This is a genomic window from Nonlabens ulvanivorans (assembly GCF_032922765.1).
GTDB lineage: Bacteria > Bacteroidota > Bacteroidia > Flavobacteriales > Flavobacteriaceae > Nonlabens > Nonlabens ulvanivorans.
Genome location: NZ_CP136694.1, coordinates 2,662,436 through 2,688,450 on the forward strand (window position 1 = coordinate 2,662,436; position 26,015 = coordinate 2,688,450).

19 protein-coding genes are annotated in these 26,015 nt (G+C 36.1%); 12 read left to right on the forward strand and 7 right to left on the reverse strand.

Features of this window, described 5'->3' with window-relative positions; translation table 11 throughout:
* The first annotated feature begins 15 nt into the window (after positions 1 to 15).
* Genes R1T42_RS12070 through R1T42_RS12090 form a run of 5 tightly spaced genes read left to right on the forward strand, consistent with a single transcriptional unit; the run spans position 16 to position 5,431 of the window.
* Positions 16 to 561, forward strand: a complete 546-nt coding sequence (locus R1T42_RS12070; protein ID WP_317290498.1) for a putative colanic acid biosynthesis acetyltransferase — start codon at positions 16 to 18, stop codon at positions 559 to 561.
* A gap of 2 nt (positions 562 to 563) precedes the next feature.
* Entirely contained in the window at positions 564 to 1,781 is a 1,218-nt protein-coding gene (locus R1T42_RS12075; protein ID WP_317290499.1) for a WcaI family glycosyltransferase, read from the forward strand.
* Between the two features lie 58 nt (positions 1,782 to 1,839).
* Positions 1,840 to 2,829, forward strand: coding sequence for a UDP-glucuronic acid decarboxylase family protein (locus R1T42_RS12080; protein WP_317290500.1), 990 nt, complete (start codon positions 1,840 to 1,842; stop codon positions 2,827 to 2,829).
* Entirely contained in the window at positions 2,792 to 4,180 is a 1,389-nt protein-coding gene (locus R1T42_RS12085; protein ID WP_317290501.1) for an undecaprenyl-phosphate glucose phosphotransferase, read from the forward strand. The genes R1T42_RS12080 and R1T42_RS12085 overlap by 38 nt, the downstream gene beginning before the upstream one ends.
* Positions 4,181 to 5,431: a glycosyltransferase family 2 protein gene (locus R1T42_RS12090; RefSeq protein WP_317290502.1), complete on the forward strand. Its 1,251-nt coding sequence runs from the start codon at positions 4,181 to 4,183 to the stop codon at positions 5,429 to 5,431.
* Here the strand turns inward: R1T42_RS12090 and R1T42_RS12095 are convergent.
* Entirely contained in the window at positions 5,428 to 6,726 is a 1,299-nt protein-coding gene (locus R1T42_RS12095; RefSeq protein WP_317290503.1) for a phenylacetate--CoA ligase family protein, read from the reverse strand. The two genes, R1T42_RS12090 and R1T42_RS12095, sit on opposite strands and share 4 nt — an antisense overlap.
* A gap of 63 nt (positions 6,727 to 6,789) precedes the next feature.
* On the opposite strand from R1T42_RS12095, the gene purD reads away from it, so the two are divergent.
* Positions 6,790 to 8,061 (forward strand): phosphoribosylamine--glycine ligase, encoded by a 1,272-nt coding sequence (purD, locus tag R1T42_RS12100; protein ID WP_317290504.1) that lies wholly within the window; start codon positions 6,790 to 6,792, stop codon positions 8,059 to 8,061.
* A gap of 10 nt (positions 8,062 to 8,071) precedes the next feature.
* On the opposite strand, the gene R1T42_RS12105 is transcribed toward purD, so the two are convergent.
* On the reverse strand, positions 8,072 to 8,314 hold the full coding sequence (locus R1T42_RS12105) for a DUF6341 family protein (protein ID WP_036583203.1): 243 nt from the start codon (positions 8,312 to 8,314) through the stop codon (positions 8,072 to 8,074).
* Between the two features lie 46 nt (positions 8,315 to 8,360).
* Here R1T42_RS12105 and R1T42_RS12110 point away from each other — a divergent pair, with 46 nt between their 5' ends.
* From R1T42_RS12110 to R1T42_RS12120, 3 genes are read left to right on the forward strand one after another with little or no spacing between them, the layout of a single operon-like run.
* A complete protein-coding gene (locus R1T42_RS12110) occupies positions 8,361 to 9,272 on the forward strand; it encodes a DUF6427 family protein (RefSeq protein WP_317290505.1) in 912 nt (303 codons plus the stop codon).
* A 56-nt stretch (positions 9,273 to 9,328) separates the two neighbouring features.
* The gene (locus R1T42_RS12115; protein ID WP_036583198.1) at positions 9,329 to 9,937 is read left to right on the forward strand and encodes a DUF4254 domain-containing protein; all 609 of its coding nucleotides are present in this window, start codon (positions 9,329 to 9,331) and stop codon (positions 9,935 to 9,937) included.
* Between the two features lies 1 nt (position 9,938).
* Positions 9,939 to 10,964 (forward strand): glycosyltransferase family 9 protein, encoded by a 1,026-nt coding sequence (locus tag R1T42_RS12120; protein WP_317290506.1) that lies wholly within the window; start codon positions 9,939 to 9,941, stop codon positions 10,962 to 10,964.
* Between the two features lies 1 nt (position 10,965).
* Here R1T42_RS12120 and R1T42_RS12125 read toward each other — a convergent pair whose 3' ends face one another.
* The 4 genes from R1T42_RS12125 to R1T42_RS12140 are packed head-to-tail and all read right to left on the reverse strand — an operon-like array spanning position 10,966 to position 18,795.
* Positions 10,966 to 11,883 (reverse strand): NAD(+)/NADH kinase, encoded by a 918-nt coding sequence (locus tag R1T42_RS12125; RefSeq protein ID WP_042245242.1) that lies wholly within the window; start codon positions 11,881 to 11,883, stop codon positions 10,966 to 10,968.
* The gene (locus R1T42_RS12130; protein WP_042269303.1) at positions 11,883 to 12,902 is read right to left on the reverse strand and encodes an SPFH domain-containing protein; all 1,020 of its coding nucleotides are present in this window, start codon (positions 12,900 to 12,902) and stop codon (positions 11,883 to 11,885) included. Before R1T42_RS12130 ends, R1T42_RS12125 begins: the two co-directional genes overlap by 1 nt.
* Before the next feature lie 42 nt (positions 12,903 to 12,944).
* The gene (locus R1T42_RS12135) at positions 12,945 to 13,247 is read right to left on the reverse strand and encodes an antibiotic biosynthesis monooxygenase family protein (protein WP_317290507.1); all 303 of its coding nucleotides are present in this window, start codon (positions 13,245 to 13,247) and stop codon (positions 12,945 to 12,947) included.
* 31 nt (positions 13,248 to 13,278) lie between these two features.
* Positions 13,279 to 18,795, reverse strand: coding sequence for an alpha-2-macroglobulin family protein (locus R1T42_RS12140; protein WP_317290508.1), 5,517 nt, complete (start codon positions 18,793 to 18,795; stop codon positions 13,279 to 13,281).
* A gap of 229 nt (positions 18,796 to 19,024) precedes the next feature.
* Between R1T42_RS12140 and R1T42_RS12145 the strand changes: the two genes are divergently transcribed.
* The 3 genes from R1T42_RS12145 to R1T42_RS12155 all read left to right on the forward strand — a co-directional run bounded on the left by R1T42_RS12145 (position 19,025) and on the right by R1T42_RS12155 (position 24,239).
* Entirely contained in the window at positions 19,025 to 22,432 is a 3,408-nt protein-coding gene (locus tag R1T42_RS12145) for a hypothetical protein (protein ID WP_317290509.1), read from the forward strand.
* A gap of 161 nt (positions 22,433 to 22,593) precedes the next feature.
* Complete coding sequence (locus R1T42_RS12150) at positions 22,594 to 23,031, forward strand: hypothetical protein (RefSeq protein ID WP_036583183.1); 438 nt, start codon at positions 22,594 to 22,596, stop codon at positions 23,029 to 23,031.
* 329 nt (positions 23,032 to 23,360) lie between these two features.
* Positions 23,361 to 24,239, forward strand: a complete 879-nt coding sequence (locus tag R1T42_RS12155; protein WP_317290510.1) for a T9SS type A sorting domain-containing protein — start codon at positions 23,361 to 23,363, stop codon at positions 24,237 to 24,239.
* Positions 24,240 to 24,348: 109 nt separating this feature from the next.
* Here the strand turns inward: R1T42_RS12155 and R1T42_RS12160 are convergent, their stop codons facing one another.
* Positions 24,349 to 25,896 carry a glycine--tRNA ligase gene (locus tag R1T42_RS12160; RefSeq protein WP_317290511.1) on the reverse strand — a complete coding sequence of 516 codons (1,548 nt, stop codon included), beginning with the start codon at positions 25,894 to 25,896 and terminating at the stop codon, positions 24,349 to 24,351.
* Between the last annotated feature and the right edge of the window lie 119 nt (positions 25,897 to 26,015).

A 26,015-nucleotide genomic window follows, 5' to 3' on the forward strand; every position in this document is an offset into this window, starting at 1 on the left:
TAACACTACAGCTTTTTGAAAAACTACCAGCAACTAGACCAGTTTGAATTACCGCCCAACTTCCGTGGTCGTGGTGCGGTAACGGTGCAGTTATGGTGGTTAGTACAAAGTACACTATTTGCTTGGTCACCGCAATTTATGTACGGCTGGCGCAGATTTTTATTACGTTCATTCGGAGCTCAAATCGGTAAAAAAGTGATTGTTAGACCTACGGTTAGAACACAATTCCCATGGAAAGTTTCTATAGGTGATTATAGCTGGATAGGTGATGATGTGGTGCTTTATAGTCTAGGCGAAATAAAAATAGGGAACCACGTAGTGATATCTCAAAAATCATACATCTGTACAGGAACACACGATCCACAAGCGGTAAATTTTGATATCTATGGCCATAAAATTACTATAGAAGATCAATGCTGGATTGCAACAGACGTTTATGTTGCACCAGGAATAACTATAGGCCGCGGCACATTAGTAGGCGCACGCAGCAGCGTTTTTAAAAACCTTCCAGCAGGTAAAATATGTTTAGGAAGTCCAGCACAAGTGATAAAAGATAGATAAGCTTGAAAGGAAAACACATCACATTCATAGGGCTCAACTATGCACCAGAAGATACAGCCATAGGCCTGTATTCTACTCAAATGGTAGAAGCACTCACAAGTGCTGGCGCCACTGTAAACGTCGTTACAGCCTTTCCATACTATCCACAGTGGAAAATAGCGCAAGCCTATCAAGACCAGCCTAGTTATCTTCAAGAAGAATATAAAGGTGCAAAACTCTACCGTTATAAGCAGTATGTGCCAGAAACGCCTACTTTTTTAAAACGCATCATTCATATTCTAAGCTTTACAAAAGGAAGTTTCTTCAATTTGAGAAAGATTAAAGAAGCAGATCTAGTCATTTCTATTATTCCGTTTACAGCCAGTGCGTGGCTTGCAGGATATCATGCAAGAACTCACAAAGCCAAAAGCTGGATTCACATTCAGGATTTTGAATTTGATGCCGCATTACAATCGGGATTATCTAGTGGTGGGAAAAAGTTGATTTTCAAGTATCTTTTTGGTCTTGAAAAACGCATTTTAAATAAGGCAAACACGATTAGTACCATAAGTCATAATATGATTGCAAAACTGGAATCCAAAACCAGCCAGCCACATTATTACTTACCTAACTGGATTGATGAAAATCAAGTAAACCCAGAGACAGCAAAGCAGCATTCTTACTTACGCAGTGATAAATTTAAATTGCTTTACAGTGGTAATGTAGGAGATAAGCAAGATTGGGATTTTTTCTCCTCTTTCGCGAAAGCGTTACCACAACAACATTATGACATTATCATCGTAGGTGCTGGAGCAAAATACCAGCAGTTAAAGGATACTACAAACCAAGAAAATATTCACTTTTACGATCCAGTTCCTTTTGAAGAACTCTCAGATTTACTGTGTAGTGCTGATGCGCATTTTTTGTTTCAAAAAACCGAAGTGCTCGATACTGTAATGCCGTCTAAACTGTTGGGCATGATGGCTAGCGAGAAGCCTTCTCTAGTTCTAGGAAATGCAAAGTCTGAAGTAAAACAGGTGATGGAACTTGCAAACGCAGGTTGCTATCTCACAACAGCAAACGTAGAAATAGCCGTTAACCAGTTAGAAGAATGGCGATTAAATCAAGATGAGACCTTGCAAATAGGTAAGGACGCCAGACGCTATGTAACCCAACACTTTGCACGCAAACCTATATTAGACAATTGGGTAGATCAACTCACAGAATTACTGGACAGCTAGTATACGGTGCTACCAGCCATTTTCCCTATATTTACAGCTCTAACCACAATTTTACTCGATGAAGAAAAGAGTTCTTATTACTGGCGCAGCTGGCTTTTTAGGTTCGCATTTATGTGATCGCTTTATAAAAGAAGGTTATCGCGTGGTAGCAATGGATAACCTGATTACAGGAGATCTTAAAAATATAGAACATCTTTTTCCATTAGAACAATTTGAGTTTTATCATACTGATGTGAGTAATTATGTGCACGTTGCTGGTGAGTTAGATTATATTTTACATTTTGCGAGTCCAGCTAGCCCAATAGATTATTTAAAAATTCCTATCCAGACTTTAAAAGTAGGATCCTTAGGAACTCACAATTTATTAGGTCTTGCTAAAGCTAAAAATGCACGTATACTTATCGCCTCTACCAGCGAGATTTATGGAGACCCATTAGTCCATCCTCAAAGTGAAGATTACTATGGAAACGTAAACACTATAGGACCTCGTGGTGTATATGATGAGGCAAAACGTTTTCAAGAATCCATAACCATGGCATACCATCGTTTTCACGGTTTAGAAACACGCATCGTACGTATTTTTAACACTTATGGACCTAGAATGCGATTGAATGATGGTCGCGTTATTCCTGCATTTATGGGACAGGCCTTGCGTGGAGAAGATATCACCGTTTTTGGAGATGGAAAACAAACGCGTTCTTTTTGTTATGTAGACGATCAAGTAGAAGGAATTTATAGATTACTCTTGAGTGATTACAGTGATCCAGTAAATATTGGTAATCCGAACGAGATTACGATAGGCGATTTTGCAAAAGAAATAATTGAACTTACTGGTACTAATCAGAAAGTGGTTTATAAAGAATTACCTCAGGATGATCCTTTAAAAAGAAAGCCAGATATTTCACTAGCTAAAGAATTACTTAACTGGGAACCTAGAGTCCATAGGGGAGAAGGAATGCGCATTACATTTGAATATTTTAAAACACTTTCTAAAGAAGAATTAGAAAAACGTGAGCACAAAGACTTTACAAAACATATCAGACGATAGTATATCCTATCGAGATGGCCGTTATTCGGGACTGATTAGACCTTTTCTGTATTTAACAGATTTGTCTCTGATCATTGCTGGTGCGGGATATTTTTTTGATAGTAGTTTTGACTTACTCACTTTTGGAATTTTTATTGGTATTTGTTGGGTAATTGTTTCAATGCAATTTGATTTTTATCAAATACATCGTAATACTAAATTCATCACGTTGATGTTGCGTATCGCAAAACAATCGGTGTTTTTTGCTTTTATCGTTTTCGCATTTTTTGGCTACTATTATCAGTTGGATAGAGATTCTGTTTTTATATTTAAATATATAGGCGCTACAATGGCTGCTATTGCTACCATTAAGGTGAGTATCTTTTTCTTGTTTAGAAACTATCGCAAGGTATTAGGCGGTAACCTAAGACATATTGCGATTTTAGGGGCAAATAAAGACACAGAACAGCTCAAGAACTTCTTTGCAAAGCGTCCTGATTATGGATACCGACTCAAAAATCTGTTTGATACAAACGACTCTTTTAATATTCAAGAGTTTACAGATTGGGTAATTGAAAATAACGTAGATGAGATATTTTGTTCTGTACCAGCATTAACTAATGAGCAATTAGTTGAACTAACAGATTTTGCAGACAACAATCTGCGTACTCTGAAATTTCTACCAGACACAACTGCGGTGCTTTCTAAACAGTTACACTATGAGTATTATGGTAAAACACCCATATTATCTTTAAGGCAAATTCCACTGGATGATCCTGTAAATAAACTAGCAAAAAGATCATTTGATATTGCCTTTTCATTGTTGGTAATAGTTGGAGTTTTATCCTGGTTAATACCTATAGTTGCCATCATTATTAAGTTAGAATCTAAAGGAGCTGTGTTTTTTAAACAAAAACGTAATGGACTAGACTATAAAGAGTTTACCTGTTATAAATTCCGCAGTATGGTACCCAATAAGACTGCAGATTTACACCAAGTCACACGTGGAGATCATCGTATAACTAAAATAGGGAAGTTCCTGCGCAAGACCAGTATAGATGAGTTGCCACAATTTTTCAATGTATTTCTAGGCGATATGAGTGTTGTAGGACCACGACCACACATGGTCAGTCACACACATATGTATGCAGAACGTATCGATAAATTTATGGTACGTCATTTTGTAAAACCAGGCATTACAGGACTCGCACAAGTAAGCGGTTATCGTGGCGAGGTAGAGACAGAAGAAGATATTATAGGTCGTGTGCGCAATGATATTTTCTATATAGAAAACTGGAGTACAGTGATGGATTTAAAGATTATTTTTAAAACTGTGGCAAACGTATTTATGGGTGAAGAAAAAGCCTATTAGATGGAACTTGTATCTGTCATTATGCCTACGTATAACAGTGCTTTAACTCTTAAAGAAGCGCTGGACAGCATCATTCATCAATCATACAGACCTATAGAAATTATCACAATTGATGACGCAAGTAATGATAATAGTCTCGCTATTGCAAAATCATATGCACAACAACAAAGCACTAGAGATGTACAGTTCGTTACTCTAAGTAATGACCAGAACGCTGGTGCAGGAATAAGCAGGAACAAAGGAGTTGAAAAAGCATCAGGTACCTACATCGCTTTTCTAGATGCAGATGATATATGGAAACCAGAAAAGCTTACGACTCAAATCGACGCCATGAAATCTCAAAACGCTACCGTATGTTATGGAGCTTATGAGATTTTTAAAACCAGTCCAGATCAGCCTATCTCAGTTCATAAAGTATTTGAAAAACTGACTTATGATAAATTGCATAAAACCAATTATCTAGGCAATCTTACAGGCATTTATAACGCTGCTGTATTAGGTAAAATAGGCATTCCATCATTGCGCAAAAGGCAAGATTGGGCCATGTGGTTAGACGTTCTTAAAAAAACAGAATTTGCTATAGGAATTCAAGAGCCTATTGCTAGTTATCGACTAAGCAATGGACTGTCTGCAAATAAAATAGAGTTGATTAAGCATAACTATGCAGTTTATAGAAAACACCTCGGTTACTCAGCGATGAAGAGCTATTGGAATATGATGTTGTTTTTTTATGAGCAGTTTCTTGTAAAGAAGAAAATGATAGTTTCGTTTGAAAAAAAGCAAAAGGAATCTTCGAGACATACGAATTGGTTTCCTGATAAAATTTTAATTGAAAGAGAAGAAGATTATCACACACATTATTTAGGTGAACTTAATGATGGCCGATTATTCTTCGGTTATAACACCTTTGTTTTTCCAAATGGCTTTCAGGTTGAAAATTGGCAAGAGTCTCGTTTAGAGTATGTGGTAGTTTATCTATTCGATAATAATGGTAAATTTTTGGAGGTTTTATATAAGTTTATAGGTAAAACTAAAGATGTCCAGATTGGGGAATCAGAGCGTTTATTGTTACAATTATTACAGCCATTAGGTAAATTAAAATTTAGAAGTATTGAAGTCAAACCATTTTCAACGATAATTGATGGGTTTGAATTTGGACTTATTCCAGATGATGAAATCCAAACCATTGAATTACAACCAAGTTCTACTATTGCTTTTTCTGCTCCTTGGAATGGTGAATACGATACCTAATCCACTTCGCTCATAAATTGTTTCAATTTCCCACGATTACTACGATCTAAGGAATCTAATCGTGTAAAAGCGACGGCTAAATCAGGTTCAAGATATTCATCCATAGCTTTTTGGACTTTAACTTTTTGGGAGACATCCATTTCCTGTGAACTCACATATTGAATTTCAAAAGACGCTTCTGTTTTTTGAATGACTATAAATTCTAGTATGTTGACATCTTCATTGATAATCGATTTTGTGACATAATAAAAGGTCAATCCAGGAACTACTTTACCACTAGGTAATCTAGCGATGTCACTGGTACGACCTTGTAGGTTTTCTAGAATTCTTGTGCCATTTTCTAGTGTTTTTAAACTACCTAAATCGCCTATTTCATAACGTATCACGGGATGTGCTAGGTTATATAAATCTGTAACGAGTATACGACCTATAGTTCCATCTGTAACTGGTTGATTAGCCTCATCGACTATTTCTATAAATAGATTTTGCTGGTTCAGAACAAATTCTCCTCGTGGATTTTCCATAGCAATTAATCCTACCTCGCTAGCTCCATATTCATTCACAATGGGAACACCTATCCATTTTTCGAGAAGTTTGCGATCATCTGCAAAAAGCATTTCACTGGTTACGATACATATTTTTAGACTTGGACAGTAGGTTTTGAGAGTTGTGCCTTTTTCACGACAGTATTTTGCTAGTAGTACGATACTACTGGTATAACCGTTGAGGTATTCGTATTCGCTTACGCGAAAGCGTGATACATATTTCTCTAGTATCGCATTATTTAAATTAAAAATTGGAAACCTTTTGCGATTACTCACGTAATCTTTAAGGAGTTCTACATATTTACCTTTTCCACTCAATGGAATCCCATAAAAACGAGCCTGTAAAGACGTGTTGAGGTCAATGTCATGTTCATTATAGGCATGATGAAATGCAGCCCAAGTAATCGCGTGTGCAAATTTATCTTTTGCATAAGTAAAAGGATGACCGCTAGAACCACTGGTTTTTCCTTTAAAAACGTTTTTTGAGCTGTAGTCGTTACTTAATCGTTTATGAAGTGGTTGCTGTAAATCTCTTTTAGTAAGTACTGGCAGCTTTGCCCAGTCAGTAGACTTGTTATCTAATAGATTTATATAGAAGTTGTTATGCTTTAAATGATGTTGAACAATTGCCTTCTTATGTTGTTCTATAGATTCATCAGTGTTATTTAATAATTGTTTAAAACGAGATTTGGCTTCCTGAATAGGGAAACCTTGCCATCTTAATATGTTGTCAAAAAGTTGTAGTGGCATTTTAAATTTTAAAGCAATATTGAGCAAGGTAAAACTTATTTTTGCATTCTTAAACACAACCTAATGAACGTCCTTATTCTAGGAAGCGGTGGCCGCGAGCACGCTTTTGCATATTCAATTTCAAAAAGCTCTTTACTTTCTCAACTTTTTGTTGCTCCAGGAAATGCTGGTACGGCTCAAATAGCGACTAATGTAGCGCTAGGCGTGACTGACTTTCAGGCGATTAAAGAATTTGTTCTTGAGAATAATGTGCAAATGGTAGTAGTAGGACCAGAAGCACCACTGGTAGAAGGAATCTATGATTACTTTCAAGAAGACGCTGCTCTTAAAGATGTTAACGTTATAGGACCATCTAAACAAGCTGCCATGCTTGAAGGTTCTAAAGAGTTTGCAAAAGAATTTATGGAACGCAATGAAGTTCCTACGGCAGCCTATAAAAGTTTTACAGCCACATCACTTAAAGAAGGAATGGCGTTTATTGATTCATTAAAGCCACCATTTGTTCTAAAAGCAGATGGACTCGCTGGTGGAAAAGGTGTTCTTATAATTTCTGATGCCCAAGAAGCAAAGGAGTCTCTTGAAGAAATGCTGGTAGGTGGAAAATTTGGTGCAGCATCTAATAAAGTTGTGATTGAAGAATTCCTTGATGGTATCGAAATGAGCGTTTTTGTTCTTACAGATGGTGACTCTTATAAAATCTTGCCTACTGCAAAGGATTATAAACGTATAGGTGAAGGCGACACAGGTTTAAACACTGGTGGAATGGGTGCGGTTTCTCCAGTACCATTTGCAGATGATGTGCTGATGCAAAAAATTGAACAAAAAGTTGTGATTCCTACTATAGAAGGATTTAAAAAGGAAAATCTAGTTTATAAGGGATTTGTCTTTATAGGTTTAATGATTGTAGATCAAGAACCGCTTGTTATAGAATATAACGTACGTATGGGTGATCCAGAAACTGAAGCTGTTCTTCCACGTATTTCAAGTGATTTACTAAGTCACTTAAATGCCTTTGCCACGACTAGCTTAGATCAAGAAAATCTAGTGATTGATGAGCGCAGTGCAACAACAGTAATGTGTGTTGCAGGTGGCTATCCTGAAGCTTATGATAAAGGAATGGAGATTACAGGACTAGATGAGGTAGTAGACAGTATTGTTTTTCACGCAGGTACGACTGTAAAAGATGGTAAAGTAGTTACTAATGGTGGACGTGTTATGACAGTAACTTCTTATGGAACAGATTTCAATGAGGCACTAAAAAAATCCTACCAGAATGTAGATAAACTACACTTTGATAGGATGTATTATAGAACCGATATAGGATTTGACCTATAGTGGTTAATATTTATTTCTGATTTTTTCCTAAGAAAGAATGAGCAGTTTGTGTGTGGTCTTCCTCACCATTTGCTTCAAAAATACGTAGTTGCTTAATCCAGTAACCTAAAGCTACTATTAAAATTGCAATACAAATCCATGAAACGGTATTTGCTAACCACCAGTTTTCTAACTCTAATTCAGCTAGAGCTGAAAATGGAGCTAATAATATCTCTTCAAAAAAGTATGCGATTCCTTCAAAAAATTCTTTCATTACTGTAAATTGCTTTATACTGATGCAAAAATAGTCAAAAAACCATATGCTTTCTACTTTTTTTAGTACTTCTAGACCTGTTCACTATTTGATGGTGTTCATTATAGTAGTCTTGACGGTATTAATTACAATATTATGGGATCCACAAAGACAATGGTGGGAACTTATTGCTATACTAATTTTGTCGGGAAGCCTTGCTCTAGTTGAATTTATTGTGTCTAAAAACGATTTAACACCTTCATCCAGTTATGTGTTGTGGTGTGCTACAATTTTATCACTTACTTATCTTGCATTTAAAGTACCGCTGCATATTATGGTTGCATTGTTCTTTGTTTTGCTAGCAATTCGTCGTTTATTGAGTCTTAAAACAGGACATTCAATTATAAAAAAGATTTTTGACGCTACCTTTTGGATAGCTATAGCGACCGTCTTTTATCATTGGAGCGCCTTATTATATCTCTTGGTTTTTGTTTCTATATTTCTTTATGTGCGCAATGACTTCAGGCACTGGGCGACACCATTTATTGCATTGGGTTGTGTATGGGTTTTATTATTTACCTATGATTATGTGTGGGAAAACCACGTGATTTCTTCGTTATGGGACTTATATAAAACTTCATATTTATGGGAGTATACAGTATTTCAAAGCCAAGAAATCATCTTGTTTTCTCTGATTATTTTTTCTGTGTTTGGACTATTTATTTACTTGACAAAGCTCATTGATATACAGCAAAGTGTGCGACCACGATTTACTATTATGACATTTATGGGTTTATGTGGTATTGCTTTATTTTTAATCGATTTTGAATCATTCTGTAATGGTGGATATTTATTTCTCATATTACCACTAAGTGTATTTATCGCAAGAGCAGTGCACACAATAAATCATAAAATATTTAAAGAAATTCTTCTTTGGATTCCTGTTTTACTGCTGTTGGGCAGTTTTTTACTGTATTAAATCAAACTCTAAAATTGACTAAAGAGACTTATATTTGTATCTTAAAATAACAAATTATGTTCTCAGATAAAGCCAATGCTATTTTTCAAAAAGTCATCGATGTTTACCACGTTGTAAATACAGTTGATCAACCTTTTGAAAATGCATATGATCGTAATACAGATCTTATAGAGCACTTATTATATCGCAAGTGTTGGATTGATACGGTACAATGGCATTATGAAGATATCATCCGTGATCCTAACATTGATCCAGTTGCAGCACTAACTTTAAAACGTCAGATAGATGCTAGTAATCAAGATCGTACAGATATGGTCGAGTATGTAGACAGTTATTTTTTAGATAAATATGCAGATGTTACCGTTAAGGATAACGCCACTATTAATACAGAAAGTCCTGCATGGGCAATTGATAGATTATCTATCCTAGCCTTAAAGATTTATCACATGAATGAAGAGGCAACACGTACAGATGCTTCTCAATCACATATTGATGCCTGTCAGAAAAAATTAGACATTTTATTAGAACAACGTATTGATCTTTCTACTGCTCTAGATCAATTGTTAGAAGATATCGCGCATGGTCGTAAATACATGAAAGTGTATAAGCAAATGAAGATGTATAATGATGATGAGCTTAATCCGGTATTGAGAGCACGTAAATAATATGGCCTTACCGCAACGCATTATCGTTATCAGGCTCAGTGCCATGGGTGACGTGGCTATGTGTGTGCCTGTTTTACTTGCTTTACAAAGAGATTATCCCAGTGTTGAGGTGATTACGCTTTCGCGAAAGCGATTTAAACCCATCTTATCACAAATACCTAACGTCACGTTTATAGAAGCTCAAGTAGACGATATACACAAAGGAATTCCCGGTTTGTGGAAATTAGGGAAAGAATTGAAAGAACTTCAACCACAAGCTATTGCAGATTTTCATAATGTCTTGCGTACTAAAATGTTGCGTACATTTATGATAGGAATACCTAACGCTGTTATTAATAAAGGTCGTGCAGAAAAAAAGCAATTAATTGATAACTCATCATTTTTTAAACCTCTTAAACATAGTACAGAGCGATATGCAGATGTATTGCGCGATCTAGGTTTTGAAATTCATTTAAAACAAGACGAGTTTCTTCCAAAAAGACCCATTTCTGCTCAAATACATGAAAAAATAGGCAGAAACTCTTCTAAATGGATAGGTTTTGCGCCATTTGCAGCACATCGCACAAAGGCTGTTGGACTTGAAAAAGCTACGAACATTGCTCAAAAAATTGCTGCATTACCCAATGTAAAATTATTATTATTTGGTGGTGGCAAAAAAGAAACCAGTGATCTAGCTCAAATTGCAAGCAGCGCAGGTAATATTATTTCACTAGCAGGTAATTTAGATTTTAATGAAGAGTTAGACCTTATTTCAAATCTCGATGCTATGATTGCTATGGATAGTGGTAATGGTCACCTAGCAGCGATGTATGGTGTTCCAGTTATTACCCTATGGGGAAACACACATCCACATGCTGGTTTTGCACCTTATGCGCAGCCTATGCAACGTCAACTTACTGTTAATAGAATAACTTATCCATTAGTTCCTACTTCTATTTTTGGTAATCAATTAGTGGACGGCTATGAAGATATTACTGATTCTATAGAGACTTCTCGCATTCTAGAAGAGTTGAAGAAGTTATTGTAGGTTATAGAATAACAATATTTGCAGATTCTTTTGCTTGCTTTATAGTGGCAATAGAGCCGCTATTAAATCTTAGAAAATCTTGTTCAATTCCGTCGCTAAAAATAATTCCGTTAGTAGGCATGAATGATTCGATGATTAGTGAGTCGTTTCTAATTATTCCCGCGGTTAAATCGGTTTGCGTTCTTATACTTTTAAATGGTTCTCTAACAGCAAAAAGTAAATCGCTACCTCTTAATTTAGGCTGTTTAGATACAAGGTCTTTCTCAAACATTTTAGTCACTCCATAGGCCATATTAAAAATAGAACTTAACCATCCTGTAGAACCAGCAGGTGTAGACACAATTATTCCACTTGAAGAATGTTGTTCGGTTTGATCCTTGAACGTGATTTTATATCTAGCTGAAACGTGAGAAGAGGCTCCTATGAACAAATCATTAAATGCTAGTAATCTTTGTCCATCATTTAATGTTGCTTCTGCAAAGCTCATTTTTTTTGACTGATAGTTTTGAGTCATCACACGCTCAACACCTTCAATAAAATTATTAGTATTAAAAGGTAGCAGGATACCGTCGTATCGATCCGTATCCGGATTTACAGCTATTATAGGTAGACCTTGAGAGTACTTAGCAGTGTTAGCCACGAGACCATCTTGACCAATTACTATAATGATATTTTTATTAGAAAAGATGTATGAAGAAACAAATTGCCTATCGATTGTTTTATTCTTAATAAACTTAGAAAGTTGAGTCTGTAAAGAGTTTAAAGAATTTTTAAATATGGCATCTTCAATTTCATATTCTTCAAAATCACTTCCTAAACTTTCTATGTAAAATTTTGCTTGTGCTTTGGTGTTAAATCGTTCAATAAGAGACTCTAAACGAGTCTTACTTTTAACAATTATCGCGTACTCAAATTTCATTATTTGAGTTCTTTCTTTTCATTAAGAATGGAATCTAATAAATCTGGACTAATATTTAAATTCCCTATTTTCCCAGCATTATCAGCTAGTTCTCTAAAAGCAAGAGAAATGTTAAATCGTGGATCAGAGTTGTTATTTAAGGCAGTTAAAGTCTTCCAATCCATATCGCGATAAGGTTTGAGAGTTGTTTCTAAAACATAACCTTTAGTTTCAGCTTCTTTCTTATCATTCTCTGTTTTTTGTTCGATTAATGATTTTCGCTGGTTTTCTACAGAAATGTCAGCATCTAGTTGCATTTCTCTAAGCTTTCTTTGATTATCAGCATTCTGAACATCTGACTCCATTTTTTTCTCGGCGATTTGCTTTTGTTTCTCTTCAACCGCAATCTCAGTGTTTAATTCTGATTCTTTGATGATTCGTTCTTGTTCAACAGCAAAGTTTCTTCTTTCATAAATTGCTTGATCCGCTTCTTGTTGTAATTTTTCGCGAGTTTCTGTTTCTAGTGCTCGAGACATTTCTGGTGTTGCTTGGACAGCAAGAATATTAGCGCCTAGAATTTCTATTCCTAGCATTCCTATGGCATTTGATGTTTTGAGTCCATGAGTAATGTTTTCTTCAATCGATTTTGCAGAACGTATAGCTTCTTTCAATTTTATTCCATGAATATAAGCAGAGGTGGCTGTTTGTGCCTCATTGATAATTCTTTGGTTTAACTTTTCAATATCGTTCTTTTTGTATTGACCATTATCTTGAACGGTGAAATCTAGAACGTCGGCAAGAGTTTTAGGATCACTAATTTTATAACTTATTTGACCTTGAATAGTGACGGTTTGATAGTCATTTGTGGACTCATTGAATACAAATGGCAAGTCATTACTTCCCATAGGTATTGCTACTATTGAACTGTTTGGAGAAAAATAGAAGAATGAAAGACCTCTTCCTTCCTTTTGTATGTTTCCATTTTTATAATGAAGAACATACGTCATTGAGTCAAATTTAATGTGTTTAATTCCAAACATATTCTAAGTGTTTTGTACTATCAAAAGTATTATTTTTTATTCCTATTCCTGCCCAAAACTATACTCACGTTCCACTTTACAAATGCGCACGTGATACCATTTATACCAATCAGATTTACCTAAGCGTTGCGCCATTTGATGATCCACTTGCTGTTTCCATTGGTCTATTGCTTCTAGGGAATCCCAGTAAGAAACAGTAATGCCTATTTCTTCACGGGCAGATTCGTGATGTTTATATCCAGATTGTTGTTGCGCAAGTTTTTCTATTAGCCGCGCCATAGAATCGTACTCAGGAATATTTTCTTTTTTAACTGAGGTAAATATAACGGCGTAGTATGGAGGCATTTTTAAACTCTTTAAAACAAATAAATTTTACTTACCTCTTAATTTCAACCCATTGTCCTTTATTGCGCACAATATACTCGTTATCATACATCGCTTCACACTGTATACCTGGCAGGTAATAATTACCTAGATAACTTGCGTTGATAACCGTTTCAAAGGTGATGGACTTATTAGCTTGTAAGCTGAAGTAATAATTTACTCGATCATCTCTTATATCGGTATATTCAGCTTTGTTGCTTGTGTTGTCACCATACTCTGTAAAACGAGTATTGACTATTTCCCAACCACTAGGTAAAATCTGGCTTAAAGCGATATCATTTACATATAGGCCTGTCGTATTTGTGATGATCACTTTTGCTGTGATTTCTGTTCCCTGTATGATATTATTCATGTCAATCGCTTTACCGTTACTATCCGTATAGCTTACGATTGCAGATAACTTACTTTTCACTGCCTTTTCTTCACCTACTGGTAATTTTCCTGTGGTTGCCGTAGTGATGAATATACTGTTTTCACCATTGTTAGTTACAGATATAGAGGTCTCTTGTGTATCTATTTCTAAATCACGACTGGCTAAACTTTTACCACTTGAAACAGATGTAGAATTCCCTTTAAAACTATAACTAACGTCAATGCCTTTTCCTCCTATAAAATCTGCATATTTTGAAATAGCGAGTAGGGAATAGGCCGTCTCTTGTGTACTATAATACTTTTGAGAATCAAGTCCTTTTGCGAGGTCTTCTACAAGATTTCTTGCCTTGCTATTTTCTTTTAATAGAATCATGGTTTCTAGAGCCATAGCACGATTGCGCTGTGGTGATCCATAGGTTCTATAATCATATCTAGAAGGTTTAAAATCTATGTTTGAATTAGAGACCAACTCATTTGCCGCTTTTTGTTGACCTACCAGTGCATAAGCCGCGGCTAGTCTTAATTTACTTTCATTAGACAGATTTCTGGTTTCTCTTAATCTATTCATAGAAGATAAATCTGGCGCTCCGGCTAGTGCTAGTGTATAGAGTCGATATGCTTGATGCATGTCATTCCACTCTGTATAACGCCATTCTTTTGAAGCTCTTTTTTGATAGGCTATCCAGTTTGACTTGAAGGATATAGGTATGGTGTATCCCATTTTCTCTGCTTCAATTAAAAAGTGGCCAGCATAACTTGTTCCCCAATCGTTTGCACTACCATATCCAGGCCAGTAAGAGAATCCACCACCAGAACGTTGGTAACGACCTAATTTTCTAATTGCGGCTTTAATATTCTTACTCGTTGCTGCTTGTTTAGTACTGGTCAAATCCACAACTTTACTCAAGTGTAATTGCGGGAAGGCAGCACTGGTAGTTTGCTCCACACATCCATGTGGATAACGGATTAAGTAACTCAATCTACGACCTAAATCCATAGATGGTAAACTAGAAAAACTGACTTGTGCACTGTTAGTTCCACCAGTTCCAAATGGCGTTATAGGAACGCTAACTGTTGCGCCAGCGGCAATCTCTGCCTTTTCTGATATGGTTGTATATGGATTAGGATTTACGATATCAATTTCAGTACTGTAAGCTGCTTTTTCTCCGTTACCGCTGGCTCTAAGTTCAAGTTTTGCAATACCAGCTTGTGATTTCACTTTGACATCAAAATATGCGATTTGGTCACCTGTTTCTGTAAAGCTTAGCTTTTGAGAATTCCCATTTAAAAATTCAAAGTATGGTGAGTTCTCCATGGTTACACTTACATTCTTCACTTTTTTATCCATTGCAAAGATGGTAACAGGCAACTTTACTGTTTCCCCAGGAGATAGTTTTCGCGGAAGCGAAGCCAACATCATTAATGGTTTTTTAACCGCAGTAGTTTTCTCTGCATTTCCATAAGATTCTGTATGATCATTACCGGCTACAACCATGGTGCGCACAGAACCTACATAACGTGGAGTATCGATAGTGTGCGATTTACTGCTGCCAGCTTCTAACTGGAATGGCCCTAAGTGAATGACCATAGGTGTGAAGCGATTTGCTTTTTTCCCTTTGGCATCTTGTGCAGTTCCATCACCACCTATTTCAAAGGCAGCATCGATACGGCCGCCATAAGCGCCGACTACATCATCAAAAATATCCCATGTTTTTACTCCTAAAGCCTCGCGAGCAAAAAAGGTGTCCCAAGCATTAGGCGTTTTGAAATTTGTTAAATCTAATAGTCCTTCATCAACTACGGCAATGGTATAGGTCATGGCTTTACCGTTTTTCTCACTCACTTTTATGGTCGTCTGACTTTCTGGAGCGAGCTCATCTGGCATATTGATCACTGGATATAAATGTGAAGCTTTATTTTCTACTAGAAGCGGTATCACACCATACATTCTTAAAGGAAGATCGTTTGCGGTTTGTGCATGTGGCTGTAAATAAGTGATGTGCACAAATACATTAGGAACGTAAAGGTTGTTGAGAGGTATATTTACTACAGTTTCATCTTTTGTGGTGTCTACCCATTGAGCATCGAGCACTTCTGTACCGTTTTCTATGGTGACTAGTGCACGACCACCGCTAGTACTAGGGAAAGTGATTTTTGCATTTTCACCTACTACGTATTTTTCTTTATCTGCATTAAAAATAAGCATGGAAGCGGTTTCTGGGTCTGTCTTACGACTTTTTCCAGCCCATCCTGGCCAGTCTACATAAACTAATTTACCTGTCGCATGTCCACTGGTCGGATCGTATACACGCACTAAATAACGTCCCCATTCTGGATATTCTAGATTGAATTTAAAGTCGCCTTTACCATTACTACCAGTAGATACAGTGGTTTGCATAATAAGTTCTTTATATTCTCTAGATTCATAACGTGATAAACTGTTTGAAGAGCTTTGCCACCACCAGCGCCAGTTTACCTTATAAACTTTTACTTCTAGGTTTTTGGTTGCTTTAGGTTTTCCGTTTTCATCAACAGTTACTACATCAAATTTATGGTCACGATCTGTTACTAACATTCCACGACGTTTATCTCCTGGTGGTACATCTAGACCAACATAAGTGTCATAAGGTGAATATATTTTGGTAGTTACGTTTGTACTGAAATCTCCACCGTTTTCATAAACCTTAGTCAAGAAGCTTGCTTTCAACATTCCAGGAGCTTCTGTAGACATGCCTGGTTTGAAAGTAAAACTAGCCTGTCCTTGCTGGTTAACGCTGCTATTAAATACTTCAACTTCTTCGGTATCATAATAGCGTGACGGATCGTCAAAGATGTAGCTGTTATAATCCTCAAATTTTGTAGTAGTAGGATATAACTTTGCAGTAATATCAGCTTTAAGTCCTTTTGCAGTTGCGCCATGTAACCACATGGTTTCTAGAGTTCCCGTACTTGCTTTTCCAGATTTTAAAATCTCATCTTCAAAATCGAGTTTTACCTTAAGTCGATTCGGTTTAATGGTTTCTATTTTAAGTGTTTTATTAAAAGTAGAACCACCTACTTCTATGCGTGCATTCCAGTTTCCTGTAGGTGCTTCATCATCTGTTTTTAGATCAAATTGGTAAAAATTATTCAATCCATTTTTTAAAACCTCTCGATGGGTGATTTTACCATTTGGATTGCGCAATTCTAGTTTGATAGGATGACCGTTGGGTAATTTATTATCGGCATCATTTAATACAAATGTTAGATAAATGTGATCGCCAGGTCGCCATACGCCACGTTCACCATAGATGTATCCTTTAAGGCCATTGCTTAAGTTTTTTCCAGCAGTGTCAAATTTACTTACTGGTAATGCGTTACCATCATCTAACCTGACGTATCCAAATTGATTATTATAACTCACTTGTGCAAAAAATGCTTTCTCATCTCTTAAATCGATATGGAGTAGTCCTTGCGCATTAGTACGTCCTTCATAAATTTCTTGTTGTTGAAAATTAAATAACTCAACACGGGCGCCGCCCAATGGTTTAGTCGTCAAGATATTATTGATAGCAACTAGATAGGTATTATTCTCACCACGTTTAACCGTTATTCCTAGATCGCTAGCAAGCACATTAGTACTAACGCTTTTATTGCGATAAAAAGAATTTGAACAAGGATTATCACGCTCGCTCCAGTCATAATCATAATAATAGTCATCATAGTAATAGTTTTGATAACTATCCCAGTTAGAAGATTCAAAAGAAACGTCAAAATCGATCTCTTCTTCATCTTCCGTTTCTTCTAGTGTACTGTCATCACAATTGTAGGCACTATAGGCTTTTTTATATTTAAACTCTACACGATATAGTGCACCAGGATCTGGAGCAATGATCTTGCTTAAATCTATTGAAAAGACATTCCATTTAGTAACATCTTTACCACTACCGGCTAGATCGATCACGTCGCGTGCAACCGGTCTACCTACATTGCGCAAATTACCTTTATTGCTTAAGTTATTGCTTTGTAAATATTGCAGTACATTGTTAGTATAAACTTTATAAACCCAAACATCTACCGCTTTAAGATTCACGGCTTTAAAATTGATTTTTAAGTTTTGAGAAGAAGGTAAAATAGTTCCGTTGCGCACTAATTCCACAGCAGGTTCTACCTGTTCAAAAGCAATGTAACTAGAGAAAGGAAATTTAAGGTTATACCCATCGACACTTTTTATGCCTGTAAAGACCTCAACTTTTTTACTTCCGGTAACGGTTTTATTAGGATATAATTTAACCTCATTGCCGTCAACTTCAAATTTATATTTATCAACACCTTCAATTTGTATCAACCCATCTATATTTTGTCCAGTCTGTAAAGGGTCAGAAAAATTGACCAGTATATATTGCGAATCGTTGTTAAACAGTTCTATATCTGTAACAGAAAAAGAATTCTTACCAGGTATACGCACCACATTATCACCTTTGCTATCGACACCTATCGATTTACCATTCCAGCTTACTTCTATCTCTTCATCTTCAACAGGTCGTTTTATACTATCTATTTTAAATTCAAAATACTTTCCTAATTCATTATTATCAAGAATTTTAATAGGCAACTCTTTGCCGTTTAATGTCGCTTTTAATAAAAGATCAGCATTAGTTAAAGTCATCACGTCACTACTGATTATACTACCAGAGATGAATTGGTAATTACTATCATAAGAACTTACCGGTTCTGTGCGTACAATAAAATCTTGTTTAATGGTTTTAAGCTCAAAATCAAATGTTTTAAAATCTGCTGGGACGTCTTTTACTTTTCCCAGTTTAAAACTCACTTTATATTTAGTGTCTTGTTCCAGTGGTTCATCGGGTACAAAAGCGATGGTCTGATGATCTAAGGACTTTACTATTCCATTAGCTCTAGGCGAAAGCGTCATGATATCATTCTCCAGCTGCATATCAACCTTCCAGCTTTCTACAGGCTCATTAAGTCGTATAATGATAGGTTCTCGAGCAGATATCACGTTATCAGAAACCTGTGCCACATATTCTCTAAACTTGAAGAAGGTATTGACGTTTTCTTCTGTATTGATTTGCTGGTCGTCTTTACAGGCAAAAAGAAGCATGACAGTACAAAGAGCGAGGATTAACTTTTTCATAGAAATAGGTAGTAGGTGTGGTTAGTACTAGAATTCCTATAAAATTATAGAAACTAGTTGAGCAATAAGAGAATAACGAGAAAAATTTAAAAGTATTTTTATAGAAGTAGTTGAGCGATACGACTTAAGTCCAGTGGTTGTTTTATTACTTAGTCATCATTTCCCACTATAAAACCGCATTACCATAAGGATTTAAAATATTTTTGAAGAGAATCTGTTTTAATCTTGCATGAAACACGCACTTGCATTTCTCTTTACTCTCATCATGGCAGCAGCCAGTGCACAAGAGTATGTAAATGTGAAAAAAGTGCGTCGTGCTGTGACAGACAGTATACAGTTGGATAGCATCAGTATTAATCCATCCTATTTCAAGATAGTAGATAGTCGTGGCATGCCAGTAGATTCAACCGCTTATCGAGTAGATTTTGTAAAAGCGATGCTAAGTATTAAAGATGCTACCGCGATAAAAACAGATTCTATAGATATACAGTTCTTACCATTTCCAGAATTTTTAACCAGAACTTACCAGCTATACGATCCTAAAATTATTCTAGAAAATGAAACGGCTCAAGAACGTGTAGTTGCCATGCGACAACCTACAGTGCAGCGCAATTATGTGCCATTTAATGGATTGAACACCACAGGCTCTATTACACGAGGATTGCGAGTAGGAAATAATCAAAACTCAGTTGTGGACTCAGAACTGGATTTGAGAATCTCTGGTGCGCTATCTGATAAAGTCTCTTTGCGTGCTTCCATTCAAGACGCAAACGTACCACAAACTCAGAATGGCTATTCACAACGCCTCGATGAATTTGACCAGATTTTTATAGAACTCTACAGTGATGACTGGAACATAAGAGCAGGAGATGTAGACTTACAACAATCAGATTCTTACTTCAATAATTTTACAAAACGTGTTCAAGGAATCTCTGGTCAGATCAAATTTGAAGGCGATGATTCTCAAGGCCATGTTCAGGCAGCTGGTGCTTTAGTACGTGGTATTTTTAATATCTCCAGATTCACTGGTCAAGAAGGTAACCAAGGTCCATATAAATTAACCGGTCGTAATGGTGAGTTGTTTATACTGGTCGTCTCTGGTAGTGAGCGTGTTTTTGTAAATGGTGTGCCGCTTACAAGAGGTGAAAATGCAGACTATGTCATAGATTATAACGCTGGCGAGGTGCGCTTTAATGCTACGTTTCCTATTACCAGTGAAATGCGTATTTCTATAGAATATCAGTACAGTGAACGTAATTTCACCCGTTTTGTAGGCTATGCAAAAGGTGGCTATGAGACTGATAAACTATCGGTAGAAACCTACATCTATACTGAGAGTGATGCCAAAAATCAGCCGTTACAACAAAATTTAACAGAAGATCAAGTTACCATTCTCGCTGCCGCAGGAGATAATGAAGATCTCGCTATTGCACCTAGTGCGGTAGAGGACACATTTTCTGAAAACAAGATCCTATATCGCAAGGAAACCATTGCTGGTGTAGAACGATTTATTTTTTCGCAAGATTCTAATGATGAGCTATTCAATGTACGATTCTCTTTTGTAGGTGAGAATCAAGGAGATTATGTGCTCGTAAATGACCAAGCGATTGCAAATATTTATGAATATGTTGCGCCTATCGCAGGAGTGTCGCAAGGTAGTTTTGCACCTGTAATTAGATTATTTGCACCAGAAATCATAACAATTGCAGGTGCCAAAGCCCGTTATGCACCTTCTAAAACCACTATTCTAGATACTGAAATTGCAGCCAGCAGTAATGACTTGAATCGCTTTTCAAGCATAGATGATGATGATAATCGTGGTGTTGCTGTAAAACTCGCTGTGCAACAGCAGCTATGGAAAAAGGACTCACTTACCACTTTAAGAGCTCGTGTAAAGTCTGATTATATTGACCAAAACTTTCGCAATGTAGAGCGCGTTTATAATATTGAATTTAATCGTGATTGGAACTTAGACGTCATCACCGGTAATCAACTCTTTTCTACAATTGGATTGGATTATGTGCAAGATTCCACATTACGAGCTACTTATGAATTAGAACATCTGGAGTTTTCTGATAGCTATAGTGGTAATAGACACAATTTTAATGGTTTATATCGTGATGGTGGATGGACAGCACGCTTTCGCGGAAGCGTACTCAACACAAACGCTACTACTCTAGAATCTCAGTTTTATAGAGCAAACCTAGATGTGATTAAACGATTTAATAATAAATGGATAGGTGCTCGATATGAGACAGAAGATAACCAGCAAACTGTGCTTGCAGATCGCAGTCTGACCGCATTATCTCAACGTTTTGCAGGTTATGAAGTCTATACTGGAGTAGGAGATAGTACTGCTGTTTTTGTAGAGGTAGGTTATAGAAACCGTGTAAATGATAGTTTGCGATTGGGTAATCTAGAGCGTGTGAATCGATCTAATAATTATTATATAAGATCCCAACCTATTAAAGATGAGTTGAGTAGTTTAAAGATTTATGCAAATTATCGTGTGCTTAAAAGCGAAATAGAAACCGTAGAAGATGAGGTGTCTTTTAATAGTAGACTACAATACCAGCGCAAATTTTTTGATAAAAAAGTATTGTGGAATACGACCTATGAGACCAACAGTTCTACGATACCACGACAGGATTTTACCTATGTTGCAGTTAATCCAGGTCAGGGAACTTTTACCTGGATTGATTATAACGACGATGGAATACAAGATTTAAATGAGTTTGAAATAGCGCAATTTCAAGATCAAGGGCGTTTTGTGCGGATTTTACTGCCCAATCAGGTATTTGTACCAACACATCAAAATAAGTTTTCTCAAACGCTTACCTTAAATCCCAGCTCGTGGTCGCAAAGTGATGGTTATAAAAAGTTGTTATCACATTTCTACAATCAGACCAGTTACTTGATTGATCGTATGGTAGAGAGAGAAGGAGCTACGTTTGATTTGAATCCTTTCGGTACAGGAGATAATCAGCTAGGATTAAATCTCAATTTTAGAAACAGCCTGTTTTTTAATCGTGGTAAACAAATGTATACTACTAATTACACCTACATCAGTAGTGCAAATGAAAACTTGCAAAGCATAGGTAGTCTGAGTAGTGATATAGAAAGTCATCAACTAGGTTTTATTCATAAAATTAAGGAAAGCTGGTTGTTTACCTTAGACGCTCAAACAGGTTTTAACGCTAGTGAAAGTGAGAATTTTGCAAATCGCAACTTTAAAATTAACGAGAGTTTATTCAAACCTCAAGTGTCGTATTTATTTGGTAATAGTAGCCGTGTAGATGTGTTTTATGAATTGCAGTCTAAAGAAAATGTGGTCAATGAAGAAGCTATGCTCGATCAACAAAATATTGGCGTAAGTTGGTCTTTTAATAAGGAGCAGAGCTATGCCGTTAATGGCGAGATACGTTATGTAAAAAATGATTTTATAGGACAAGCATTTTCTCCTGTTGGTTTCCAAATGCTAGAAGGATTACAGCCAGGCACAAACTTTACGTGGAATCTATTATTCCAGAAAAACATTTCTAGTTTTCTAGATTTAAATATCTCTTATAGTGGACGTGACAGTGAAACCGCAAGAACCATTCACACCGGTAGTGTACAGTTAAAGGCTTATTTTTAAGTTAGAACTTTCTTTTTAACTAGATTCTTTACCTATTTAACACAATCAACTCGTTATTTCATAGAGTGAAAACAGCTTTACGTCAATTGATTATATAATTCGTGTAATAGGATGGCTATTTTTAATACCTAATCTAGTAGTAACAACTAAAATCGATTATTATGAAGTACCTAGTTAAAGCCTCGCTATTATTTTTTATGTCCATCTTATTTTTAAGTTGTGATAATGATGATGGTATGGCAGACAATCAAAACCAATGTAATTATGAAGGACTAACCTTTGACGATGGTAGTACACAAACATTAATACCTGAAGCTCAATTACAAACAGAGCTTTTTCCTAATAATGGTGGACCTGGTGTAGCTGCTGTTGAGGTGTATGAGACATCTAATCCTGGTAATATATGGTTGCTAACAGATGCAGTTACCTTAAATGCTGTAGGGCCAGGTACATTGGGTATAAATGGTACAAATTATGCCGTGACTGTAACATGTCAGCGTGCAGGAACAGCTGTAGGTGATGAATTCCGTTTTGATGTAGTCACAGTAGGAGGACTGGAAGGTGAATTGTGTGTTGTTATTGACGCTGTAATACCTTAATTGAATTTTATACTTTTGAAAAGAGTTATATTAGAAAAACACCGTGACTATTTAGTCACGGTGTTTTTTATTTTTAAAACATATCAATAGAAATAAATTAGCGTTTATCGAATTAAATAAACTGAAAGTATAAATCAACTTGATTCATGATGTAGGAAAATCATATTCGCAAAAAATACACTTGTAATTTATTGAATTAAAGTCATGAATGTTAAAATATGAATGTGATTTAGTGTTTTTATTGTGTTTTATCTAGTGAAAGTATCTACAAAACTATTCACACTATTAAATTGAATATATTGTGCGCTAATTCTTAAAACAGCGTCATTATGAAAAAAATTTTACTTTCAATTTTCATCTTTTTAATTTATAATAGTATTTATAGTCAGGTAGTTGTACTATCTGAGGATTTTTCAGGTATTGTTAATAATCAAACAGGTAATAGTTTTATGCTTCCTGGTTGGAATCAGACTCGGGACACAGATGTGTTTTACACAGATGGCTGGTCTGTAGATAATGGCGGTGCGTGGTTGCGAGATGGTTTCAATAATAATGGTACTACAGGAGCAATAAGAATTAATATGACCAACAATGTTAAGAGAGATTTTTTGATAAGTCCAATGGTAGATTTATCAATGGTGCCTGCTACAGGTTCTTACACGGTTAGTTGGGATATGGCGTTTACTAATAATAATAATAGTGCAACTACTTTTCAAGCACTTAATCCAGGCGATGAGATTCATTTAGTGGTTTCCCTAGATGGTGGTGCAACTTTTACCTCTTTAATGTTTTTTGATAGTGCTAGTACAATAATAAATGGAGGAGAAACTTTTTCTGTTGATTTAGATAGCTCTTACTTTTCTAGTACTGTAGTTTTCGCTTTTTGGGCATATGAGGGAAATGTAACAACTCTTGCGACTAATGTGTTTGTTGATAATTTTGAAGTGGCAGAGTCAGCGCCTTTATCCATTGATGAATTATCTAGTATTGAAGAAGTGTCTATATACCCAACTCTAACAACTGATAATTTGCAGGTTGAAAATTGTGAATTGCATGAAGTAATTTTATTTACTGTTACAGGAAAGCAAATTTCTGTTGAGTTCAACGATTCAACTATTTATACCAATTACTTAGAGTCAGGCATTTATTTTGCTCAGTTAATAGATGTAAATGGAAATGTTTTTACAAGGAAATTCATAAAGAGTTAAATAATAACATATATAGATTAAAGTAAAAAGGTCGCTATTTATAGCGACCTTTTTACTTTAATGAAAGAAACTTTATTGGTATTAAGTAACAATCATCCTTGAAAATCTATTAGATTTTTTTTAACCATTCGCTCATGCTTACACGGGCTTCTAGATAGTTTTTTAGGTCTTTAATAGCAATACGTTCTTGAGTCATTGTATCGCGATCTCTAACGGTAACTGCATGATCTTCTTTAGTATCGTGATCTATGGTTACACAATACGGTGTACCGTTCAAATCGTGACGTGCATAACGCTTACCTATAGAGTCCTTTTCTTCATAAGCAACTTTCATAGACCACTTTAGTTCGTCTATAATTTCGTTTGCGATTTCTGGTAATCCGTCTTTCTTTAATAATGGTAAAATAGCCGCTTTAACTGGTGCAAGAACTGCAGGTAATTTAAGGACTGTGCGCTCGCCACCACCATCTAATTTTTCTTCTTGTAAAGAATTAGAGAATACAGCTAGAAACATTCTGTCTAAACCTATCGACGTTTCCAGTACATAAGGCACGTAACTTTTATTTTCTTCGTGGTCAAAGAATTGTAGCTTTTTACCACTATGTTCTTCATGTGCTTTAAGGTCAAAGTCTGTACGAGAGTGGATACCTTCTAACTCTTTAAAACCAAATGGGAAGTCAAATTCAATATCTGTTGCGGCATTTGCATAGTGAGCAAGCTTTTCGTGATCGTGGAAGCGATAATTTTCATCGCCCATTCCTAATGATCTGTGCCATGCCATACGGCGTTCTTTCCAGGTTTCAAACCACTCAAGTTCTGTTCCTGGTTTTACAAAATATTGCATCTCCATTTGTTCAAATTCACGCTGGCGGAAAATGAATTGACGTGCAACAATCTCGTTTCTAAACGCTTTACCGGTTTGTGCTATTCCGAAAGGAATCTTCATACGACCAGTTTTTTGAACATTTAGAAAGTTTACAAAAATACCTTGTGCTGTTTCTGGTCTTAAATATAGATCTGTAGCAGTATCTGCACTGGCACCTATTTTAGTACCGAACATAAGGTTGAACTGGCGTACATCTGTCCAGTTTTTAGAACCTGTGTCTGGATCTGCGATTTCAAGTTCTTCTATAAGTGCTTTTACACCAGCAAGATCTTCAGCCTCTAAAAGAGTAGCAAGTCTTGCAGTAGGTTCAGTAGCTTTCTTCATGTAACCCATCACACGTGGATTAGTCTGGCGATACATATCTGCATCAAAATCTTCACCAAATCTTTTAGCAGCTTTTGCTATTTCTTTATTGGCTTTTTGAAGATTTTTTTCACAATAGTCTTCTATTAACACATCTGCACGATAGCGTTTTTTAGAGTCTTTATTATCAATCAACGGATCATTAAAAGCATCTACGTGACCAGAGGCTTTCCATGTCGTAGGATGCATAAAAATAGCTGCATCTATACCTACGATATCTTGGTTTAATTGCGTCATCGCTTGCCACCAGTATTCTCTGATGTTTTTCTTTAACTCTACACCGTTTTGACCATAGTCGTAAACAGCGCTTAATCCATCATAGATTTCGCTTGATTGAAAAACATACCCGTACTCTTTTGCATGTGAGAGTACTTTTTTAAACTGATCTTGATCGTTGTTCTTTGCCATAGCTGCAAATGTAAAAAAAAGGCTCTTTGCAACGATATGATTTTGTTTATTTCGCTTTCGCGAAAGCGTAAAATAAAAAACACGCCCTAAAGCGTGTTTAAATAATTATTTGTACAAGT